The sequence below is a fragment of the Nocardioides ungokensis genome, from assembly GCF_013466985.1.
Taxonomy (GTDB): Bacteria; Actinomycetota; Actinomycetes; order Propionibacteriales; family Nocardioidaceae; genus Nocardioides; species Nocardioides ungokensis.
Map to the genome: position 1 here is coordinate 3,162,482 of NZ_CP059164.1, position 18,789 is coordinate 3,181,270.

The following is an 18,789-nucleotide window of genomic DNA, read 5'->3' on the forward strand; positions in this document are numbered from 1 at the left end:
CCCGGACGGACCGGGAGGCAAACCACGCGCTCCCGGGCGACGCAGTCTCGGGGAGCGGGAACGGCACGAGGGCCGGCCCGGCGAGCAGCGTGCTGCTCGCGGGACCGGCCCTCGTGGGAACCGCGTGGGGTCAGGCGCCGACCTCGAAGCGGGCGAACCGCTTCAGGCTGGTGCCGGATGCGTCGAGGACGGCCTTGACCGACTTCTTGTTCTCGGTCACCGACGGCTGCTCGAGCAGCACGACGTCCTTGAAGAAGCCGTTGAGGCGCCCCTCGGTGATCTTGGCGATCGCCTGCTCGGGCTTGCCCTCCTCGCGCGAGGTGGCCTCGGCGATCTCGCGCTCCTTGGCGACGATGTCGGCCGGGACCTCGTCGCGGGTGAGGTACTGCGGGCGCATCGCGGCGATCTGCATGGCCGCCGCGCGGGCGGCGTCGGCGTCACCCTCGTACTGGACGAGGACGCCCACGGCCGGCGGCAGGTCGGCGGCACGCTTGTGCATGTACGCCACCACCGAGCCGTCGAACTGGGCGTACTGGCCCAGCTCGATCTTCTCGCCGATCGACACGGCGAGGCTCTCGACGACCTCACCGACGGTCTGGGCACCCAGGGACACGGCCTTGAGCGCCTCGGCGTCGGCCGGCTTGGCCTCGGACGCGGCGTCCGCGATCTTCTGGGCCGCGGCGATGAAGTCCTCGCCCTTGGCCACGAAGTCGGTCTCGCACTTGAGCTCGACCAGCACGCCCGGAGCGTGGGCGACGAGGCCGGCGGAGGCCTCGCGCTCGGCGCCGCGCTTGGCAGCCTTGGCCGCGCCCTTGACGCGCAGCAGCTCGACGGCCTTCTCGAAGTCGCCGTCGGACTCCTCGAGCGCCTTCTTGCAGTCCATCATCCCGGCGCCGGTGAGCTCGCGGAGCTTCTTGACGTCGGCCGCGGAGAAGTTAGCCATGGTCCTTCTTCCCTAAACGTGTCTGTGAGTGATGTGGTCCGTGGCGCCGCCGTACGCCGACCCGGGAGCCGGGCGTACGGCGGGGAGCCGTGGAACCGTCAGGCCTTGGCCTCGTCGGAGGCCGGGGCGGCCTCGTCGGCGGCCGGCGCAGCAGCCTCGTCGGCGGCCGGGGCGGCAGCCTCGGCGGCCTCGGTCGACTCGACGGCCTCGGTCGAGGCGCCGGTGGCCTCGGACGCGGGGGTCTCGTCGGTGGCGGCGTCGCCACCGGTCGCCTCGACGGCGGCCTTCTCGGCGTCGCCACCCAGGAGCTCGCGCTCCCACTCGGCCAGGGGCTCCTCGGCACCGGGCTCGGCGGTCTCGGCGCCGGCCTTGCCACCGGAGCGGGCGATGAGGCCCTCGGCGACGGCGTCAGCGACCACGCGGGTCAGCAGGCCGACGGCGCGGATGGCGTCGTCGTTGCCGGGGATCGGGAAGTCGACCAGGTCGGGGTCGCAGTTGGAGTCCAGGATGCCGATGATCGGGATGCGCAGCTTGCGCGCCTCCTCCACGGCGAGGTGCTCCTTGTTGGTGTCGACGATCCACACCGCGGAGGGGGTGCGGCTCATCTCGCGGATACCGCCGAGCGACTTGTTCAGCTTGTCGCGCTCGCGGCGCATCTGCAGCAGCTCCTTCTTGGTGCGGCTGCTGCCGGCCACGTCCTCGAAGTCGATCTCGTCGAGCTCCTTGAGGCGGTTGATCCGCTGGTGGACGGTCTGGAAGTTGGTGAGCATGCCGCCCAGCCAGCGCTGGTTGACGTAGGGCATGCCGACGCGGGTCGCCTGCTCGGCGATCGCCTCCTGGGCCTGCTTCTTGGTGCCCACGAACATCACGGTGCCGCCCTTGGCGACGGTCTCCTTGATGAAGGCGTACGAGCGGTCGATGTAGGCCAGCGACTGCTGCAGGTCGATGATGTAGATGCCGTTGCGCTCGGTCATGATGAAGCGCTTCATCTTCGGGTTCCAGCGTCGGGTCTGGTGTCCGAAGTGCACGCCGCTCTCGAGAAGCTGGCGCATGGTCACGACTGCCATGTGAATCTCCTGTTGTGGGGAGCGCGTCGCCGTCTGCCCGCCCTTGAAGCAGGACGAGCCGGGAGCACGCTCCGGGTTGTTTTCAGTTGCTGCACCCGACGGGTGTCGGCTGCCCTGACGCTCACGCGAGAACCCGACCCGCTCCGCTGCCGGAGAGGACTGAGGGTGCTCGCCCACGGGTGGCCGGAGTCCAGAAGTCAGGCTCCGTCGCGGTCTGCGAGCGTGCGAAGTCAATCCACAAGGATTGCGTCGACCAGAGTAGTCGACCGCTGGGGTCGCGGGCGAATCAGCGGCCTCACGGGCCGCCCGCCCTCCACAGGGGCTCCCGGCGCACGGTTGCTCCCCAACCCGGACGGTACGCCGAGCGGGCCGACCGGGCCCGGCGGGAGGCTGCCGGCATGCCCGCACCCCACGCTCGCTCCACCCGCTTCCCGGTCGTCGTGCTGGTCGTGCTGCTGAGCGCGGCGCTGGCCCTCCTGGGCCCGTCCACCGCCCTCGGTTCCGCGCCGGACCCGGTCGGGGTGTGGCCGCTCGACCCGACGCCCGAGGTCCTCACGGGGTTCGATCCGCCGACCTCGCCCTGGGGCTCCGGCCACCGGGGAGTCGACCTGCTGGGCACGCCGGGGCAGCCGGTCCGCGCCGCCCTGCCGGGCGTGGTGCGCTTCGCGGGCACCATCGCCGGCCGTGGCGTCGTCGTGGTCGACCACGGGGACACCCGCACCACCTACGAACCGGTCGACGCCACGGTGGCGGTGGGCGCCTCTGTCCGGGCCGGCGCCCGGATCGGGACCCTCACGCCGACGGGGTCGCACTGCCCGCCCCGCGCCTGCCTGCACTGGGGGTGGCTGCGCGGCGACACGTACCTCGACCCGCTGCGCCTCGTGGGCGTCGGGCCGGTCCGACTGCTCCCCCTCTGGCGGACCGAGCCCCTCGATGTCGGACGTGCCCAGGCGCCGCTCTGGCGACGGCCAGCGCTCCCCTACGCCGGCTGGGAGCCGCTCGTGCGGCTGCTTGCGCCGGCGTCCTGAGTCACTCGGGCCGCTTCTACGCGCGGGGGTGGGCCTGCTGGTAGGCCCGGCGCAGCCGGTCGGTGGTGACGTGGGTGTAGATCTGCGTCGTCGCCAGCGAGGCGTGGCCGAGGAGCTCCTGCACCGAGCGCAGGTCGGCGCCGCCCTCGAGGAGATGGGTGGCGGCGGTGTGCCGCAGCCCGTGGGGACCGATGTCGGGGGCACCGGGGACCTCGGCGATCCGCCGGTGGACCAGGGTGCGCACCGCTCGCTGGTCGATCCGTCGCCCGCGCACGCCCAGGAAGAGCGCGGGTCCGGACCCGTCGACCGCGAGCAGCGGGCGCCCGTGCTTGAGCCAGAAGTCCAGGGCCCGGGCGGCCGGCCTCCCGAACGGCACCGACCTCTCCTTGCGGCCCTTGCCGAACACCCGGACGACGTACCGCTCGCGGTCGACGTCGTCGATGTCCAGGCCCACCAGCTCACCCACCCGGATGCCGGTGGCGTAGAGCAGCTCGAGCATCGCCACGTCGCGCAGCCCGGCCGGGCTGCCGTCGTCGGCGATCTCCGCCGCGGCCCGGATCAGCTCGTCGGCCTCGTCCACGCGCAGCACCGGGGGCAGGTGGTGGTGGGCCTTGGGCGAGGCCAGGCTCGCGCCCGCGTCGACCGATGCCCGCCCGGTCCGCGCCAGCCACGCGGTGAATACCCGCGCCGCGGTGGCCCGACGGGCCAACGTGGTCCGCGAGCGACCCATCGTCTGCTGCTTGGCCAGCCAGCTGCGGAGGGTGCGCAGGTCCAGGTCGGCCACCTCGGTGAGCCCGAGGCGAGCGGCGTGCTCGAGCAGCCCCGCCACGTCGCCGAGATAGGCGCGGACACTGTGCCCGGTGAGGTCTCGCTCCGAGACGAGGTGGCGTTCGTACTCCCCCAGCACCCGGGCCATCGGCTCGGGCAGTGCGTCTGGCGCCTCACCCGCCTCGTCCGCCTCGTGCGTCACGCCTCGAGTGTAGGCCGGGCTCGAGCTGCTCAGTCACGTGTGAGCGTGCGCGGCGAGCCGCCAACCGAATTCCGACTGCTCCACCATCCCCTGCCGCAGCAACGCGTGCAGCGCGGTGCTCACCTCGATCAGCCCGATGCCCGAGGCCCGGGCGATCGAGTCGGCGCCGGCATCGCGACGCACCGGGACCGCGTCGAGCACCTGCTGCTGCCGCACGCTGAGGCGGTCGCGCGGGCGGGTGCGGCCACGCGGCGGCTCCGCGAGGTGCTCCCCGGCTTCTCCGAGCAGCTCCAGCACCTCCGCCCCGGTGGTGACCAGGGTGGCGGCTCCCACGCGGATCAGGGCGTGCACGCCCTGCGAGGGCGCGCTGGTCACCGGACCGGGCACCCCCATCAGCACCCGGTTCAGGCGGCCCGCCCAGTTGGCGGTGTTCAGGGCGCCGCTGCGGGCCGCCGCCTCGACCACGACCGTCCCGCGCGTGAGTGCCGCGATCAGCCGGTTGCGGGAGAGGAACCGCAACCGCGTCGGGGCGCCCGCGGGCGGCGTCTCGGAGACGACCGCGTGCTCACGCGCCAGGTGCTCGACCAGGTCACGGTGTGCCTCCGGGTAGACCCGATCGGCGCCGCAGGCCAGCACGGCCACGCTGCGCCCCTCGGCGGCGATCGCTCCCCGGTGGGCTGCCTGGTCCACCCCGAAGGCCGCCCCGGAGACGACCACCTGACCGGCGCGGGCAGCCTCGCCGGCGAGCTCGCGGGCGATGGCGGTGCCGTAGGTCGTCGCGGACCGCGACCCGACCATCGCCACCGAGCGGGCGATCTCGTCGAGGCGCAGCGGCCCTCGCACCCACAGGCCGACGGGCACGCCACCACGCTCCTGCACGGGCTCGGCGGCGGCGAGGTCCTCCAGGCCCGCCGGCCACTCGTCGTCGCCCGGGACCACGAACCGCACGCCCTTCCGCGCCGCGTCCTCCAGCTCGCGCGCCGGATCGATCCCGGCGAGCCGCTCGGCCACGTCCGTGCGCAGCCCGTCGATCTCACGCTCGGCCAGCAGCGCCTCGCACACGACCTGCGCTCCGAGCTGGTCGACCACGCGCAGGTGCTTGAGGGTGCCGGGCTCGAGGAGCCGCGAGAGCGCCGCCCGCGCCAGGCGCTCGACCTCAGGGGCGCTCATCCGGCCCTCCTCGGCAGGGCCTGCACGGCCAGCGGGGATCCGCGGCGCAGGGCCAGCGCCATCTGCGCCTCGGGCAGTCCGGGCCGGTCGAGGCCCGCGAGGTCGGCCACTGTCCAGGCCAGGCGCAGGACCCGGGCCGCGCCCCGCTGCGTGAGCTCGCCGCGCCAGGTGGTCGCGTCGACGCACTCCTCGGCCTCGGGGGTCAGCGGCCAGCGCTCGCGGAGGACCGGGACCGGGGCGTGAGCGTTGAGGCGCCAGCTGCAGCCGGCGTACCGGAGTGCCTGACGACGCCGCGCGGTCTCGACCCTCACCCGGATCTCGGCGGAGGAGTCCCGGTGGTCGAACCTGTCGTTGCGTCCCGCCCGGTCCTCCGCGACGACGTGCCGCAGGATGTCGACCCTGTCGGCGACGGGACCGGTGATCTTGTGGCGGTAGGCGCGCCGCTGTGGATCCCGGCACTGGCACCTGTTGGTCTGGGGCGTGGAGGTGTAGTTGCCGCACGGGCAGGGGTTGCACGCGAGCACCACCATCCCGCGGGCCGGGAGGGTCACGGACTCGTCGCGCCGGGCCACGGTCACCTCACCGCTCTCCAGCGGCTGCCGCAGGGCTTCGATCACGTCGCTGCGGAACAGCGGGAACTCATCGAGGAAGAGCACACCCGCGTGGGCGCGGCTGAGCTCGCCGGGGCGGACGGCGTTGTTGCCGCCGCCCAGCAGGCTGGCCTTGCTCGCGTCGTGGTGGGGAGCGGACCAGGGTGGTCGCACCAGCAGCCCGTCACCCGGCTCGAGGGCTCCGGCCAGGGAGTGGATGGCCGTCAGCTCCAGCGACTCCTCGGCGGTCAGGTCCGGCAGGATCCCGGGGATGCGCTCGGCGATGCTCGTCTTGCCCGACCCCTTCGGACCCGACAGCATCAGGTGGTGGCCGCCGGCCGCGGCGACCTCGACGGCGTAGCGGGTGTCCTCCAGCCCGAACAGGTCGGACATGTCGAGCTCCTCGCGGCGCTCGGACCCCCGCCAGGCCAGCAACCGGCTGCCGGACATCGGCGCCACCGGTGGCGCCTCGGGCACCTCCTCACCGCGCAGCTCGGCGACCACCTGGGCCAGCGAACGCATCCCGATCACCTCCATGCCCGGCACCATCGCCGCTTCCTGTGCCTGCGGCTCGGGCACGAAGACGCGTCCGACACCGCGGGCCGCGGCCGCGAGCACCATCGGCAGCACGCCGGGCACGGACCGGAGCCCGCCGTCGAGGGTGAGCTCGCCGATGAACACGGTGCCCTCGAGCGACGACGCCGGCAGCTCGGCGGCCGCCGCCAGGACGGAGACGGCGATCGCCAGGTCGAAGTGCGTGCCGCGCTTGACCAGGTCGGCGGGCGAGAGCAGCACGGTGATGCGGCGGGTGGCCGGCCACTGCAGCCGGCTGTTCACGATGGCCATCCTGCATCGGTCCCGGGCCTCGTTGAGCGAGACGTCGGGGCGGCCGACCAGCGTCAGCCCGACCTGGCCGGGCGACACGTCGGTCTGGACGTCGACGACGTGGCCGACCGCTCCGTGCAGCGAGAGGGTGCGCGCGGTGGCGAACGGCATGTCAGCCCACCCCCGCCACGTGCTCGAGCGTCGAGGACCCGCGCCGGGGGCGCAGCACCGCCACGAGGTCGATGCGCACGTCGGCGGGCCTGACTCCGTGAGCCGCCGCCCACCTCCCGGCCAGCAGGCGCAGTCGCTCCAGCTTGGCGTCGGTGATGGCCTCGTGAGGCGTGCCGAAGGCCAGCCCGCTGCGGGTCTTGACCTCGCAGACGACCAGCACGTCCCCCTCCCGAAGGACCAGGTCGATCTCCCCTGCCTCACACCGCCAGTTGCGGTCGAGCAGTGCCATCCCCTGCGCAACCAGGTGCCGCGCGGCCAGCTCCTCGCCGTACGCACCGAGCGCCTGCCGGCTCGCCGCCGTTGCCGATCCCGTCATCGTCGTGACCTCCTGCGCCTCAGCGTCGCGGGGTGCGGGGACGCTGGGGGCGTGGCGGGGCGGAGGCTGTGGACGAAGGTGACCGGAGGCCGGGCTGTGCAGGGCGGGTGGCCCGATCAGCCCGGGCCCGGCACGCTCAGGCCTTCGGCGGGTCGATGTCGGCGGGGCTGAGCTCCTCGACGTTGACGTCCTTGAAGGTGAGCACCTTGACGTTCTTGGCGAACCGGGCCGGGCGGTACATGTCCCACACCCACGCGTCGCTCATCGAGACCTCGAAGAAGACCTCACCGGCCTCGGTGCGCGCCTTCACGTCCACCTGGTTGCACAGGTAGAAGCGCCGGTCGGTCTCCACGACGTACTTGAAGATCGACACGACGTCGCGGTACTCGCGGTAGAGGGTGAGCTCCATCTCGGTCTCGTACTTCTCGAGATCCTCGGCACTCATCAGCTCTCCTCGGTCGCCGCAGCAGATCGGGGCGGTTTTTCCACCCCGACTGGCATCGTAGACGCGTGATCGAGGATGCCGACGTTGTCGTGGTGGGTGGCGGGATCTCGGGGCTGCTGTGCGCGCGGGAGCTGCGCCGCGCCGGCCTCGACGTGCTGGTGCTCGAGGCCGAGCAGGCCACCGGAGGCCGGGTGCGCACCGACGTGGTGGACGGCTTCCGCTGCGACCGCGGCTTCCAGCTGCTGAACCCGGCCTATCCAGCCGTACGCCGCCACGTGGACGTCGACGCCCTCGACCTGCGGAGGTTCGGCCGAGGTGTCGAGGTCGTGACGGACGACGGCCCGGCCACGGTCGTGGACCCGCTGCGGCACCCCCGGGACCTGGCCGCGACGCTGCGCAGCGGCTACGTCCGCCCCGCGGAGCTGGCGCGGCTGGCCCGTTGGCTCGCCCCGGCGCTGGGGCCGGTGCCCAGGCTGATCGCCGGCGACGACAAGACCCTGGCGGCGTCCCTGGACGCCGGCCGCGTGGACGGGAGGCTGCGCCGGGAGGTGCTCGAGCCGTTCCTGACGGGCGTCCTGGCCGACGGCAGCGGCGACTCCTCGGCGAGCTTCGTCCGGCTGCTGCTGCGCAGCTTCGTTCGGGCCACCCCCGGTGTCCCCGCACTCGGCATGCAGGCGTTGCCGGACCAGCTGGCCGACCGGCCGGATCGGCCGATCCGCCTCGGCACGCGGGTCCGGGAGGTGCGCGCCACCACCACCGGCCCGGAGGTCGTTGCCGAAGAGCTCACCGTGCGGGCCCGGGCCGCGGTCGTGGCAGCAGACCCGTCGACCGCCGCGGGCCTGCTGGACCTGCCCCGGCCGACCATGCGCGGGCTGGCGACCTGGTGGTTCGCCTGCGACCGGCCGCCCACCGGGTCGACCCTCCTGCGGGTCGACGGCCGGGGCGCCGCGGCGGGACCGGTCGTCAACACCGTGGTCATGACCAACGCCGCGCCCTCCTACGCCCCACCCGGGCGGCACCTCGCGCAGGCCACCACGCTGCTGCCCGACGCTGCCGGCGGTGGCGGCGGTGGCGGCGAGACCGACGTGCGCCGCCACCTGAGCGAGCTGTACGCGACCCCGACGGACGGCTGGGAGGTCGTGGTGCGCCACGACGTGCCGGAGGCGCTGCCGCTGGTGCCGCCACCGCTGCGGGTCCGCCGGCCGGTCGACCTCGGGGACGGTCTCTTCGTGGCCGGTGACCACCGGGACACGTCGTCGCTGCAGGGAGCGCTGGTCTCGGGGGCGCGCACCGCTGTCGCGGTCCGGCGCCACCTCAACGGCGGCTGAGCCGTCTCACCCGGCGGCCGGCTCCTCGGCTCCCGGCACGGCCGGCTCCAGCCCGGCGGCCCGGCGTACGTTGACGAACCGCATCCGGTGGACCGGTGACGGCCCGTGCTCGGCGAGCGCGGCGGCGTGCACGTCGGTGATGTAGCCCTTGTGGGTCTTGAAGTCGTACGCCGGCCAGTCGGCGTCGAGGTCGCACATGAGGCGGTCCCGGGTCACCTTGGCGAGCACGGACGCGGCGGCGATGCAGGCGGCGACCCGGTCCCCCTTCCACACGGCCAGGCCGGGCACCCCAAGCCCGTCGACCGGGAAGCCGTCGGTCAGGACGTACGACGGCGCGAGGTCCAGCAGGGCCACCGCCCGCCGGAGCGCCTCGACGTTGGCGACGTGCATCCCGAGCCGGTCGCACTCCTCCGGGCCGATCACCACCACCGACCAGGACAGCGCCCGCTTCACGACCTGCTCGTAGCAGCGCTCGCGGGCCTTCTCGGTCAGCAGCTTGGAGTCGGCCAGCCCGGGGACGATGCCGGCCTTGCCGGCGGGCAGGATCGCCGCGCCGGCCACCAGCGGGCCGGCGCAGGCACCGCGGCCGGCCTCGTCGACGCCGGCGATCGGCTCGATCCCGTGCCGTCGCAGGGCGCGCTCGTAGCCGTACAGACCGGCGTCACGCCGGACCGTGGATCCTCGGGGCAGGGCACTCACGACGACCAGCGGGCCTCAGGAGGCGTTGGGCACGTCCGCGAAGGTGCTGGGCCGGTGGATCCAGCGGAAGTGGTCACTGGGCCAGAGCAGCACGAACACCTTGCCGACCACCAGGTCCACGGGGACGTACTCGTCCCCCGGGACGCAGTCGGTCGACCTCGCCGTACACATGTGCACCGTCGAGTCGGCCGAGTGGCCACGGTTGTCGCCCATCACGAAGATGTGGCCCTTGGGCACCGGACCTGCGGTCCACGAGTCGGACGAGCAGTCGCCGATCATCGGGCCGTTGCAGTCGATGCCCTTCTCCTTGACGTAGGAGTCCTCGTTGAGGGGCTGCCCGTTGACCGAGATCCGGCCCTTCTTGTCGCAGCACTTGATGACGTCGCCGGCGACGCCGATGACGCGCTTCACCAGGTGCCCACCGGAGGGGTAGAGCCCGATCTTGGCCATCAGGCCGGTGAGCCCGCCCTGGGGGCCGGCCGACTCCTCGGGGCTCAGCCAGTCACCGGGGTCCTTGAAGACCACCACGTCGCCGCGCTGCGGGCTGCCGCCGAACCAGTAGGAGACCTTCTGGACCAGGATCCGGTCGTTCTTGACCAGCCCGGGCTCCATGGACTCCGAGGGAATGTAGAAGGCCTGCACGAACAGGGCCTTGATGACGATGGCCAGCACCAGGGCGACGCCCAGCAGCAGGATCGTCTCCTGCCAGACCGGCAGGTGCTTCTTCTTGGTGCGGGTACGCGAAGACCGCGACCCCTCCCCGTCTGGTTCGGCGACGGACGTGGAGTCGCGGTCTTCGGAAGTCACGCGCAGAGCGTATAGAGCGGTTGGCTGAGTCTCGCTCAGGCCTCCCGACGCTCCTTGATCTTGGCCTTCTTGCCGCGCAGGTTGCGCAGGTAGTAGAGCTTCGCGCGGCGCACGTCGCCGCGGGTGACGATCTCGATCTGCTCGAAGATCGGGGAGTTCAGCGGGAAGGTGCGCTCGACGCCGACGCCGAAGGAGACCTTGCGGACGGTGAAGCTGCGGCCGATGCCGGAGCCCTGGACGCGGATGACGACGCCCTGGAAGATCTGGACGCGGGAGCGGTTGCCCTCGACGACCTTGACGTGCACCTTGACGGTGTCACCGGCGCGGAAGGCCGGGATGTCGTCGCGCTTGATCGCGTTGCCGAGCTCGGTGATGACGTTGCTCATGGTCTCTCCTCGCGAGTGCCACAGGTCAGCCGCGGTGCGGGGAACGGTTCTGTTGTGGGCCTGTCATGGTGGCCGGCGGCGCCATGTCCCCCCTGTGGCAGGAACTGACGCGGACCCCCCGTGCGGACGAGTCCTCGGGGCGGTCCCTGTTTGGCCGACTGGCCGGTGGGCAAGTCTGCCACAGGCGCGTCGTACGCCGGAAATCCGGACCTCGGTGGGTAGTCCGTGACGCAACCGTTGTGGAGGACGCGTCTTCCACAACGGAAACGTCACGGACTATCGCTTGCCGACGGCCTTGGTCAGGCGGACGACGCCGGGCTCGACCTCACCGCGCAGGCGGTAACCCGCCTTCTTGTAGAGCCGCTGGTTGCGCAGGCTGCCCGCGCCGGTGAACAGCGAGTACGACGCCACCCCGGTCGGCGCCGCGGCCTCGATCCGCGCGAGGAGCATCCGGCCCAGGCCGCGCCCCTGCAGGTCGGGGGCGACCATCAGCCGGCCGATGCCCCAGACGTCCTCGCTGCGCTGCGCACGCACGGCCCCGACCAGCCGTCCGGCGGCCCGGGCCACGAGCACCGTGTCGCGGGCGAGCCACGCCCGCAGGTCGTCGAGGGTCTCGTGCAGCGCTGGGATCTCGACGCCCGGGTTGTCCTGCTCCTCCTGCACCCAGCAGGCCCGCTGCAGGGTGAACAGCTCCCCGGCGTCCGCCGGCTCGGCCAGCCGCACCTCGACGTCGTCGAGCAGCACGGAGGGGTGCGCGAGGTCGGGACGGCGCTCGGCGGTCCGGCGCACCGCCTGGTCGTGCCGCCACGACCGGATCGCGGCGTGGTCGCCCGACAGCAGGACCGGGGGGACGTCACGCCCGCGCCACGAGGCGGGCTTCGTGTAGACGGGGTACTCCAGCAAGCCGTCCTCGTGGGACTCCTCGGTCAGCGACTCGGGGTTGCCCATGAACCCCGGGATCAGGCGCACCACCGCCTCGGTGATCGCCAGCGCGGCCACCTCTCCCCCGTTGAGCACGTAGTCGCCGATCGAGATCTCGCGCACCTCGGTGCGGTCGCGGGCGTCGTCGAGCACCCGCTGGTCGATGCCCTCGTAGCGGCCGCACGCGAAGACCAGCCGCTCCCGGGTGGCGAGCTCGCGGGCAACCGCCTGCGTGAAGGGCTGCCCCGACGGGGTCGTGACGACCAGGGTGGTGCCGACCGCGTCCGACGGGAGCAGCTCGTCCAGCGCCTCGCCCCAGGGCTCCGGCTTCATCACCATGCCCGCGCCGCCGCCGTACGGCGTGTCGTCGACCGTGCGGTGCCGGTCGCGGGTCCACTCCCTCAGGTCGTGGACGCGGATGTCCAGCAGGCCCTTGTCCCGGGCCTTGCCCGCGAGCGAGAGCTCCAGCGGTGCGAGGTAGTCGGGGAAGATCGTGACGACGTCGATCCTCACGTCGCGCTCACTCGTCCTCGGGCAGCGGCGTGACCAGGCCGGGACGGTCGGCGACGACCACCCGGCCGGCCGCGAGGTCGACCTCGGGCACCAGCGCCTTGACGAACGGCACCAGCGCCTCGCGCCGCTCCGGCGTCCGGATGACCAGCAGGTCCTGGGCGCCGCCGTGCACCAGGGCCGACACCTCACCCAGCAAGACCCCCTCGACGTCGTACGCCGCGAGCCCGACCAGCTGGTGGTCGTAGAACTCGTCGGGGTCCTCGGGCGTCTCGTCAGCGGGGATCGTGGCGTGCAGCAGGATCCCGCGGGCCGCCTCGGCCGCGTTGCGGTCGGCGAGCTCCTCGAACGTCACCAGCAGCGTGGTCTGGTGCCAGCGGGCGCGCGCGACGGTCAGGGCGGTGAGCGAGGACGCCGACCCGCGCGGCGCCTCGGCCCGGAGCACCGCGCCGGGCGCGAACCGGCGGTCCGGCTCGTCGGTGCGCACGTCGAGGGTCACCTCGCCCCGCACCCCGTGCGGCTTGCCGATGCGACCGACCACGACCTCGATCGTCTCCACGCGATCCTCTCCGTAAATGTCCGGATGGGGCGTCACCCGCGGGTGACGCCCCATCCAGGGCTCTGGTGGTCTCGACGGGCTCGACCACCGATGGGGCTCAGCGGCGCCGGTCGACGTCCACGAAGTCGATCCGCGCCCCGCCGCGACCGGCCAGCGCCGAGATCACGGTGCGGAAGGCGGTCGCCGTGCGACCACCGCGGCCGATGACCTTGCCGAGGTCCTCGGGGTGCACCCGGACCTCGAGGATCGACCCGCGACGCAGCTGCTTGTCCTGGACGACCACGTCGTCCGGGTGCTCGACCACGCCACGCACCAGGTGCTCGAGAGCCTCGGCGAGCATCATGCTCAGGCCTCGCTCTTGCCGGCGTCCTCGGCGGTGACCTTCTCGGCGGCCTCGGCCTCGGCGGCCGCGCCCTCCGGGGTCTCCGAGGCGGGAACCTCGGCCGGGGCCTCCTCGGCCTTCTCGGTCTTCTTGGCGGCGGCCTTCTTGGTCACGGCGGAGCCCTTGGGCTCGCTCGCGGCCTCCTTGAGCGCCTCGTTGAAGATCTCGAGCTTGTCGCGCTTGGGCTCCGCGGTCTTCAGGGTGCCCTCGGTGCCCGGCAGGCCCTTGAACTTCTGCCAGTCACCGGTGACCTTGAGGATCGCCTCGACGGCCTCGGTCGGCTGCGCGCCGACACCCAGCCAGTACTGCGCCCGGTCGGAGGTGACGTCGATGTACGACGGGTCCTCCTTGGGGTGGTACTTGCCGATCTCCTCGAGGACGCGACCGTCGCGCTTCTTGCGCGAGTCGACGACGACGATGCGGTACTGCGGCACCCGGACCTTGCCGAGGCGCTTCAAACGGATCTTGACCGACACGTTGGTGGTGTCTCCTTGGACGTCTTGTGTGTGGTGAGGACCGCGACTCCTGAGTGGGGACACCGGGTCTGGATCCTCTGGGCACTGCGGCGTCCGGATGAGAGGGTCCGGGCGCGCAGGACTCAGCGGGAGATTCTGCCAGATCGATCACGTCCGGCCGAAATCGGGCAGGGTGACGCCCATGAGCCAGGACCCGACGCCACCGTACGGCGCGCCGCCACCCCCGCCGTACGCCGCGCCCCTGGCTCCGCAGCCCCCGCGACGGCGCCGGCCGAGCGGTTGGTGGTTCGTGGTCGGCGGCGGGCTCGTGCTGGCCGGCCTCGCGATCGGCGTCGGCCTGTTCGTCTGGACGCTGAGAGGGTTCCTCGACACCGAGGCGACCGTGCCCGCTGACGGCCGCCCGCACGCGGTGAGCGTCGGCACCGACGGCGACCGGATGCTGTGGGGCCACGACGGGGTCCCGAACCGAGCCGACTGCCTCGTCCGGGACCGCGCCACGGGCCGGAACGTCGTGCCCTCCCCGGTGGGAGGCAGCTTCAGCCGGTCCGACAGCTCGGGCACCTGGGTCGGCCTCCTCCGCTTCGACGCGGGCTCGGGTCGGCTCGAGGTCACCTGCACCCGGAGCGCGGGCGAGGAGTTCCAGATCGGCGCCGCCCCGGACTTCGCGGCCTTCGTGGGCGGCATCCTCGCGACCGTCCTGGTCCCGCTGGTGCTCGGCGGGATCGGGCTCGTCGTGCTGATAGTGACCGGGGTGCTGTTCGCGACCGGAGGGCCCCGGAAGCCGCAGCCCGCCCCGTCGTACCCGCCGACCGGCCGGCAGCCTCGCTGAGGTCGCTCAGCCGGCGCCCGGGCGGACGAGCCCGGTCTCGTAGGCGAGCACCACCAGCTGCACCCGCGACGGTCGGCCGAGCTTGGCCAGGATCCGGTTCACGTGCGTCTTGACCGTCGCCTCGCTGACGACCAGCGCCCGCGCGATCGCGTCGTTGTCGTGCCCGCGGGCGATCAGGCCGAAGACCTCCAGCTCGCGGTCGGTCAGCCCCGCCAGCGCGGGCGGCACCCCGTCGACCGGCGCGGGCCGGCTGACGTGCTCCTCGATCAGCCGTCGGGTCAGGGACGGCGCGAGCAGCGCCTCGCCCGCGGCCACCGTCTCGATACCGGCCACCAGACGGTCCGGCGGGGTCGCCTTGAGCACGAACCCCGCGGCCCCGGCGGCGAGTGCGCCGTAGACGTAGCCGTCGAGGTCGTACGTCGTCAGCACGAGCACCGCCGTCGGCAGCCCGGCCTCGACGATCTCCCGGGTGGCGGCGATCCCGTCGAGGACCGGCATCCGGATGTCCATCAGGACCACGTCGGGGCGGTGCCGCGCCACCGCCGCCACGGCCTCGCGCCCGTTGGCGGCCTCGCCGACGACGTCGATCCCGCGGGCGGTGAGCACGAGCTCGAGGCCGGAGCGGACCAGGTCCTGGTCGTCGGCCACCACGACGGTCGTCATGCGGGCGCCAACGGCAGCGAGGCGTGGACCACGAACCGGCCTGTCGGGTCGACCCCGTGGTCGAGCGTGCCCCCGACCAGCGAGACCCGCTCGAGCATCCCCAGCAGCCCGAGCCGGCTGCCGTCCCCGCAGCGGCCGTCCGCGGGGTTGGAGGCGTCGATGCGCAGCGCCTGCCTGTCCCGGGTCAGCACCAGGCAGGCGGTGCGGTCGGCTCCGTGCTTGTGCGCGTTGGTGAGTGCCTCCTGCACGATCCGGTAGGCCGAGAGGTCCACCGCGGCGGGCAGCTCCGGCAGCGGCACGGGCAGCCGCAGCTCCACCGTCAGGCCCCGGTCGCGGAACTCGTCGACGAGCGCCGGAACCTGGGCCAGTCCCGGGGGCGGGGCAAACGCCATCTCGTCGGCGTCGTCGCGGATCAGGTGGAGCAGCCGGCCGGTCTCCGAGAGGGCCTGGCGCCCGGTCGCGGCCACGTCCGCCAGCGCCCGCTCCGCACGGGCGGGATCCGACCGGACGAGGTCCTGCGCGGCGGCGGTCTGCACGACCATGGCGCTGATGGAGTGGGCGATGACGTCGTGCATCTCACGGGCAATCCGGTCCCGCTCCCCCCGCACGGCCTCCGCGCGCACCAGCTCCTGGTGGCGCAGCGCCAGGATCCGGGCCGCGTCGAGGCGCAGCACCAGCCGGCCCGCGACGTAGGGCGGCAGCACCAGCGCCAGGATGAAGACCGCGTCGCTGATGTTGTGCTGGCGGGTGTCGACGAAGTGGTAGACGACCCAGAACACCGCGAGCATCGCGGCGCGATCCCGGCCAGCCCCCGCAGGTCGGCGACCCAGCGCCCGAGGGTGTAGCAGGCGACGGCGAGGAACAGGATCGGGGCGGAGGCGTCCTGGAGCTGCGGTCCCGCGACCGGGAGCAGCCACAGCGGCAGCATCGCCAGCGGGGGCACGACCAGCGGGAAGCGGCGTCGCCACACGAGCAGCACCGCGGACAGGATCTCGAGCGAGGCCGCGAGCGCGGTCCCGTCGACGTCCACGGCGAGCAGCTCGGCCACACCCACGACGGCGAGCAGGACGGGCACGCCCACGTCGACGACCCGGCTGTCCCGCAGCCGCTCAGAGCCCCCGCGCAGGCGGTCGGCGAGCGCCGTACCCATGCAGGGAGAGTACGGCGGTCGCGCGTCGCTGGACGTCAAACCACGGGTTGACGTGGTCCGACCCCGGGACTGACGACGCCGGGGCCGGGACTTCCTAGCGTCGGGGGCAGGTGGCCGTCGGGGCTGCCACGGACGGGGAGGAAGCCCATGCTGGAGTCACCGGAGACGCAACGCAGGATCGGCCGCTTCGCCTGGGCGATGGCCTGGGCCGGGCTGGTGCTCAGCCCGTTGCACGCCATGTCGCGCCACAACACGGTCGACGGGAAGGAGGACCTGCAGGTGTGGACGACCCGGGTCTGGTCCGACCCGGGCCGCAAGGCCCTTGCCCCGCTGCTGGACTGGGCGGACCCGGACACCGTCTACCTGACCTACGGCAAGCTCTGGCTGCCGGTGTTCCTCGGGTTCACCCTCGCCGCCTTCGTCGTGTGCCGGAACCGACGGCCGCACGGCTTCGAGAGGTGGGCCTGGCGGATCGCGCTCGTCGGGTACGTCTACGCGTGCCTGTCGGTGGCGCTGGACTACTGGACCCAGCTGGCCGACTACAACGCGTTCTTCGAGCCGGCGTTCGTGATCGGCCTGCCGGGGATCCCGATCCTGATGGTCGGGTCGACGATGGTCGGGATCGCCCTGCTGCGCCGCGGCTTCCGACCGCGGGCCACCGGATGGCTGCTCGCGCTGGCCTTCCCGCTGGCGATCGGCATCGTGCAGTTCACGTCGCTGGGCAGCATCGTGCTCCCGGTCGCGTTCGCCTTCGGCATCGCCGGGCGGCGGCTGGCGCGGACGACGTCGTACGAGCAGGTCGCGGGGACGACCGTACCGGATGACGTCACGCGGGACGTCATGCGTCGCGGTCGCCGGAGCAGCCGGACCGTATGACGTCCGGGCGCAGCTAGGCGACCACGCGGCCGCGCAGCACGACCCGCGCCGGGGTCCTGAGGACGCTCAGGTCCTCGAGCGGGTTGCGGTCCAGGACGACGAAGTCGGCCGGTGCGCCCTCCGCGAGGGTGGCGTTCCAGCCGAGCCACTCCCGGGCCCGCCACGAGGCGGCCCCGAGGGCGTCCTCGGGGGCGAACCCGTAGGCCGCCAGCTCCAGCACCTCGCCGGCGATCCCGCCGTGCGGCAGCACTCCCCCGGCGTCGGTGCCGGCATAGATCGGGACCCCGGCCTCGTAGGCCGACATGATTGTCTCGCGCCGGTGGGCGTGCAGGTCGCGCATCGTGGCGGCGTACGCGGGAACCTCGCCTCGCCGGCGCGGCGTACGCGGGGAAGTTGTTGAGCTGCACCACCGTCGGCACCAGCGCGGTCCCCCGCTCGACCATGGTGTCGATGAGGTCGGTGGTCAGGCCGGTGCCGTGCTCGATGCAGTCGATGCCCGCCTCGATGAGCTCGGGCAGGACCGTGGTGCCGAAGCAGTGCGCGGTGACGCGGGCGCCGTGCTCGTGGGCGGTCGCGATGGCCTCGGCGAACGCCTCCGCCGGGAACGACGGGGCGAGGTCGCCCTCGTCGCGGGAGATCCAGTCGCCGACCAGCTTCACCCAGCCGTCGCCACGTTGCGCCTCGCGGGCGACGTACGACGCGAGCTCGGCCGGCTCGACCTCGTGGGCGTAGTTGCGGATGTAGCGCTTGGTCCGCGCGATGTGCCGTCCGGCACGGATCAGCCGGGGCAGGTCCTCGCGGTCGTGCACCCACGCCGTGTCGGCGGCCGATCCGCAGTCGCGCAGCAGCAGCGCCCCGGCGTCGCGGTCGGTGATCGCCTGCTGCTCGGTGGTCGCCTCGTCCACCGCGCCGTGGTTGTCGAGGCCCACGTGGCAGTGGGCGTCGACCAGGCCGGGCACGATCCAGCCGCGACCGGCGTCCTGGGCCGACGCGACGGGCTCGTAGGTGACGTGCCCGTCGACGACGTAGAGGTCGCGCGGCTCTCCGTCGGGCAGCACCGGTCCACTGAACCGCAGCGCGGTCTGGGAAGCAGTCATGCCCCGGACGCTACCGGGCCCGGGATGGTCGCCGCAGTCCTGCTCAGGGCAGCTGGTCGAGCAGCCAGGAGGGACTCAGCGCCATCGCCCCGAGGGCCTGGACCCGGGCCTGGAGCATCCGGTCGGCGATCACCACGGTGACCCGGTCGCCCCGCTCCACCGCGGCGCGGGCCTCGGCGACGATGGTGTCGTCCCCACTCCCGGGTGCGTGCACGGTGCGCAGGTGGCCGTCGCGGCCCGGTCGCACCCCGCCCTTGGCGGCACCCTCGAGGACCAGGACCACCACGTCGTGCGGCACGTCCGCCACGACCAGGCTCTCGTGCAGCCGGGCGCGCGGCACCGGCGCGGTCCTTCCACCAGCCGTCGGGGCGGCTGCCCACGACGTTGGCGGCGTCGACGACGAGGACAGTGGCCATCGGGTTGCCTTTCGTCTCGCAGGGGTTCGACGCGCTCCCGCGTGTGGCGCTGGGCACTCCCCCACCGCCGCCCTTCGTCTCACCGGGTCTCGACGCGCCCGCCGC

At 73.2% G+C, this 18,789-nt stretch carries 21 protein-coding genes and 1 pseudogene; 4 read left to right on the forward strand and 18 right to left on the reverse strand.

Translation table 11 applies throughout. The features are described 5' to 3' along the window. Positions 1-130: 130 nt before the first annotated feature. The gene (gene tsf / locus H0S67_RS15590; RefSeq protein WP_180933784.1) at positions 131-943 is read right to left on the reverse strand and encodes a translation elongation factor Ts; all 813 of its coding nucleotides are present in this window, start codon (positions 941-943) and stop codon (positions 131-133) included. A 98-nt stretch (positions 944-1,041) separates the two neighbouring features. Further along, positions 1,042-2,010, reverse strand: coding sequence for a 30S ribosomal protein S2 (gene rpsB / locus H0S67_RS15595; protein ID WP_180933785.1), 969 nt, complete (start codon positions 2,008-2,010; stop codon positions 1,042-1,044). A 398-nt stretch (positions 2,011-2,408) separates the two neighbouring features. Between rpsB and H0S67_RS15600 the strand changes: the two genes are divergently transcribed. Further along, complete coding sequence (locus H0S67_RS15600) at positions 2,409-3,038, forward strand: M23 family metallopeptidase (RefSeq protein WP_180933786.1); 630 nt, start codon at positions 2,409-2,411, stop codon at positions 3,036-3,038. Between the two features lie 16 nt (positions 3,039-3,054). Here the strand turns inward: H0S67_RS15600 and H0S67_RS15605 are convergent, their stop codons facing one another. The 5 genes from H0S67_RS15605 to H0S67_RS15625 all read right to left on the reverse strand — a co-directional run bounded on the left by H0S67_RS15605 (position 3,055) and on the right by H0S67_RS15625 (position 7,585). Beyond that, on the reverse strand, positions 3,055-3,954 hold the full coding sequence (locus H0S67_RS15605; RefSeq protein ID WP_180936962.1) for a tyrosine recombinase XerC: 900 nt from the start codon (positions 3,952-3,954) through the stop codon (positions 3,055-3,057). Between the two features lie 87 nt (positions 3,955-4,041). Further along, positions 4,042-5,178: a DNA-processing protein DprA gene (gene dprA / locus H0S67_RS15610; RefSeq protein WP_180933787.1), complete on the reverse strand. Its 1,137-nt coding sequence runs from the start codon at positions 5,176-5,178 to the stop codon at positions 4,042-4,044. Then, entirely contained in the window at positions 5,175-6,764 is a 1,590-nt protein-coding gene (locus H0S67_RS15615; RefSeq protein WP_180933788.1) for a YifB family Mg chelatase-like AAA ATPase, read from the reverse strand. The genes dprA and H0S67_RS15615 overlap by 4 nt, the downstream gene beginning before the upstream one ends. A 1-nt stretch (position 6,765) precedes the next feature. Then, positions 6,766-7,140 carry a YraN family protein gene (locus H0S67_RS15620; RefSeq protein WP_180933789.1) on the reverse strand — a complete coding sequence of 125 codons (375 nt, stop codon included), beginning with the start codon at positions 7,138-7,140 and terminating at the stop codon, positions 6,766-6,768. A gap of 136 nt (positions 7,141-7,276) precedes the next feature. After that, positions 7,277-7,585, reverse strand: coding sequence for a DUF2469 domain-containing protein (locus H0S67_RS15625; protein WP_180933790.1), 309 nt, complete (start codon positions 7,583-7,585; stop codon positions 7,277-7,279). Positions 7,586-7,650: 65 nt separating this feature from the next. On the opposite strand from H0S67_RS15625, the gene H0S67_RS15630 reads away from it, so the two are divergent. Further along, positions 7,651-8,913 (forward strand): NAD(P)/FAD-dependent oxidoreductase, encoded by a 1,263-nt coding sequence (locus H0S67_RS15630; protein ID WP_219635295.1) that lies wholly within the window; start codon positions 7,651-7,653, stop codon positions 8,911-8,913. A gap of 6 nt (positions 8,914-8,919) precedes the next feature. Here H0S67_RS15630 and H0S67_RS15635 read toward each other — a convergent pair whose 3' ends face one another. From H0S67_RS15635 to rpsP, 7 genes are all read right to left on the reverse strand, one after another. Next, positions 8,920-9,612: a ribonuclease HII gene (locus H0S67_RS15635; protein WP_180933791.1), complete on the reverse strand. Its 693-nt coding sequence runs from the start codon at positions 9,610-9,612 to the stop codon at positions 8,920-8,922. 15 nt (positions 9,613-9,627) lie between these two features. Continuing rightward, on the reverse strand, positions 9,628-10,419 hold the full coding sequence (lepB, locus tag H0S67_RS15640) for a signal peptidase I (RefSeq protein WP_180933792.1): 792 nt from the start codon (positions 10,417-10,419) through the stop codon (positions 9,628-9,630). A gap of 35 nt (positions 10,420-10,454) precedes the next feature. Further along, positions 10,455-10,805 (reverse strand): 50S ribosomal protein L19, encoded by a 351-nt coding sequence (gene rplS, locus H0S67_RS15645; protein ID WP_180933793.1) that lies wholly within the window; start codon positions 10,803-10,805, stop codon positions 10,455-10,457. Positions 10,806-11,081: 276 nt separating this feature from the next. Beyond that, complete coding sequence (trmD, locus tag H0S67_RS15650; protein WP_180933794.1) at positions 11,082-12,239, reverse strand: tRNA (guanosine(37)-N1)-methyltransferase TrmD; 1,158 nt, start codon at positions 12,237-12,239, stop codon at positions 11,082-11,084. Between the two features lie 7 nt (positions 12,240-12,246). Then, the gene (rimM, locus tag H0S67_RS15655) at positions 12,247-12,795 is read right to left on the reverse strand and encodes a ribosome maturation factor RimM (RefSeq protein WP_246354789.1); all 549 of its coding nucleotides are present in this window, start codon (positions 12,793-12,795) and stop codon (positions 12,247-12,249) included. A gap of 97 nt (positions 12,796-12,892) precedes the next feature. Continuing rightward, a complete protein-coding gene (locus H0S67_RS15660) occupies positions 12,893-13,135 on the reverse strand; it encodes an RNA-binding protein (protein WP_180936964.1) in 243 nt (80 codons plus the stop codon). A gap of 5 nt (positions 13,136-13,140) precedes the next feature. Next, positions 13,141-13,653, reverse strand: coding sequence for a 30S ribosomal protein S16 (gene rpsP / locus H0S67_RS15665; protein ID WP_180933796.1), 513 nt, complete (start codon positions 13,651-13,653; stop codon positions 13,141-13,143). Positions 13,654-13,834: 181 nt separating this feature from the next. On the opposite strand from rpsP, the gene H0S67_RS15670 reads away from it, so the two are divergent. Beyond that, positions 13,835-14,482: a hypothetical protein gene (locus tag H0S67_RS15670; RefSeq protein ID WP_180933797.1), complete on the forward strand. Its 648-nt coding sequence runs from the start codon at positions 13,835-13,837 to the stop codon at positions 14,480-14,482. A 6-nt stretch (positions 14,483-14,488) separates the two neighbouring features. Here the strand turns inward: H0S67_RS15670 and H0S67_RS15675 are convergent, their stop codons facing one another. Both H0S67_RS15675 and H0S67_RS15680 read right to left on the reverse strand, forming a co-directional pair. Next, on the reverse strand, positions 14,489-15,145 hold the full coding sequence (locus H0S67_RS15675; protein WP_180933798.1) for a response regulator transcription factor: 657 nt from the start codon (positions 15,143-15,145) through the stop codon (positions 14,489-14,491). Further along, the gene (locus H0S67_RS15680; protein WP_180933799.1) at positions 15,142-15,933 is read right to left on the reverse strand and encodes a sensor histidine kinase; all 792 of its coding nucleotides are present in this window, start codon (positions 15,931-15,933) and stop codon (positions 15,142-15,144) included. Before H0S67_RS15680 ends, H0S67_RS15675 begins: the two co-directional genes overlap by 4 nt. 509 nt (positions 15,934-16,442) lie before the next feature. Here H0S67_RS15680 and H0S67_RS15685 point away from each other — a divergent pair. Beyond that, the gene (locus H0S67_RS15685) at positions 16,443-17,171 is read left to right on the forward strand and encodes a hypothetical protein (protein WP_180933800.1); all 729 of its coding nucleotides are present in this window, start codon (positions 16,443-16,445) and stop codon (positions 17,169-17,171) included. Positions 17,172-17,184: 13 nt separating this feature from the next. Here the strand turns inward: H0S67_RS15685 and H0S67_RS15690 are convergent. Further along, positions 17,185-18,268, reverse strand: a pseudogene (locus H0S67_RS15690) (amidohydrolase family protein). Between the two features lie 43 nt (positions 18,269-18,311). After that, the gene (locus H0S67_RS15695) at positions 18,312-18,608 is read right to left on the reverse strand and encodes a hypothetical protein (RefSeq protein ID WP_246354790.1); all 297 of its coding nucleotides are present in this window, start codon (positions 18,606-18,608) and stop codon (positions 18,312-18,314) included. Between the last annotated feature and the right edge of the window lie 181 nt (positions 18,609-18,789).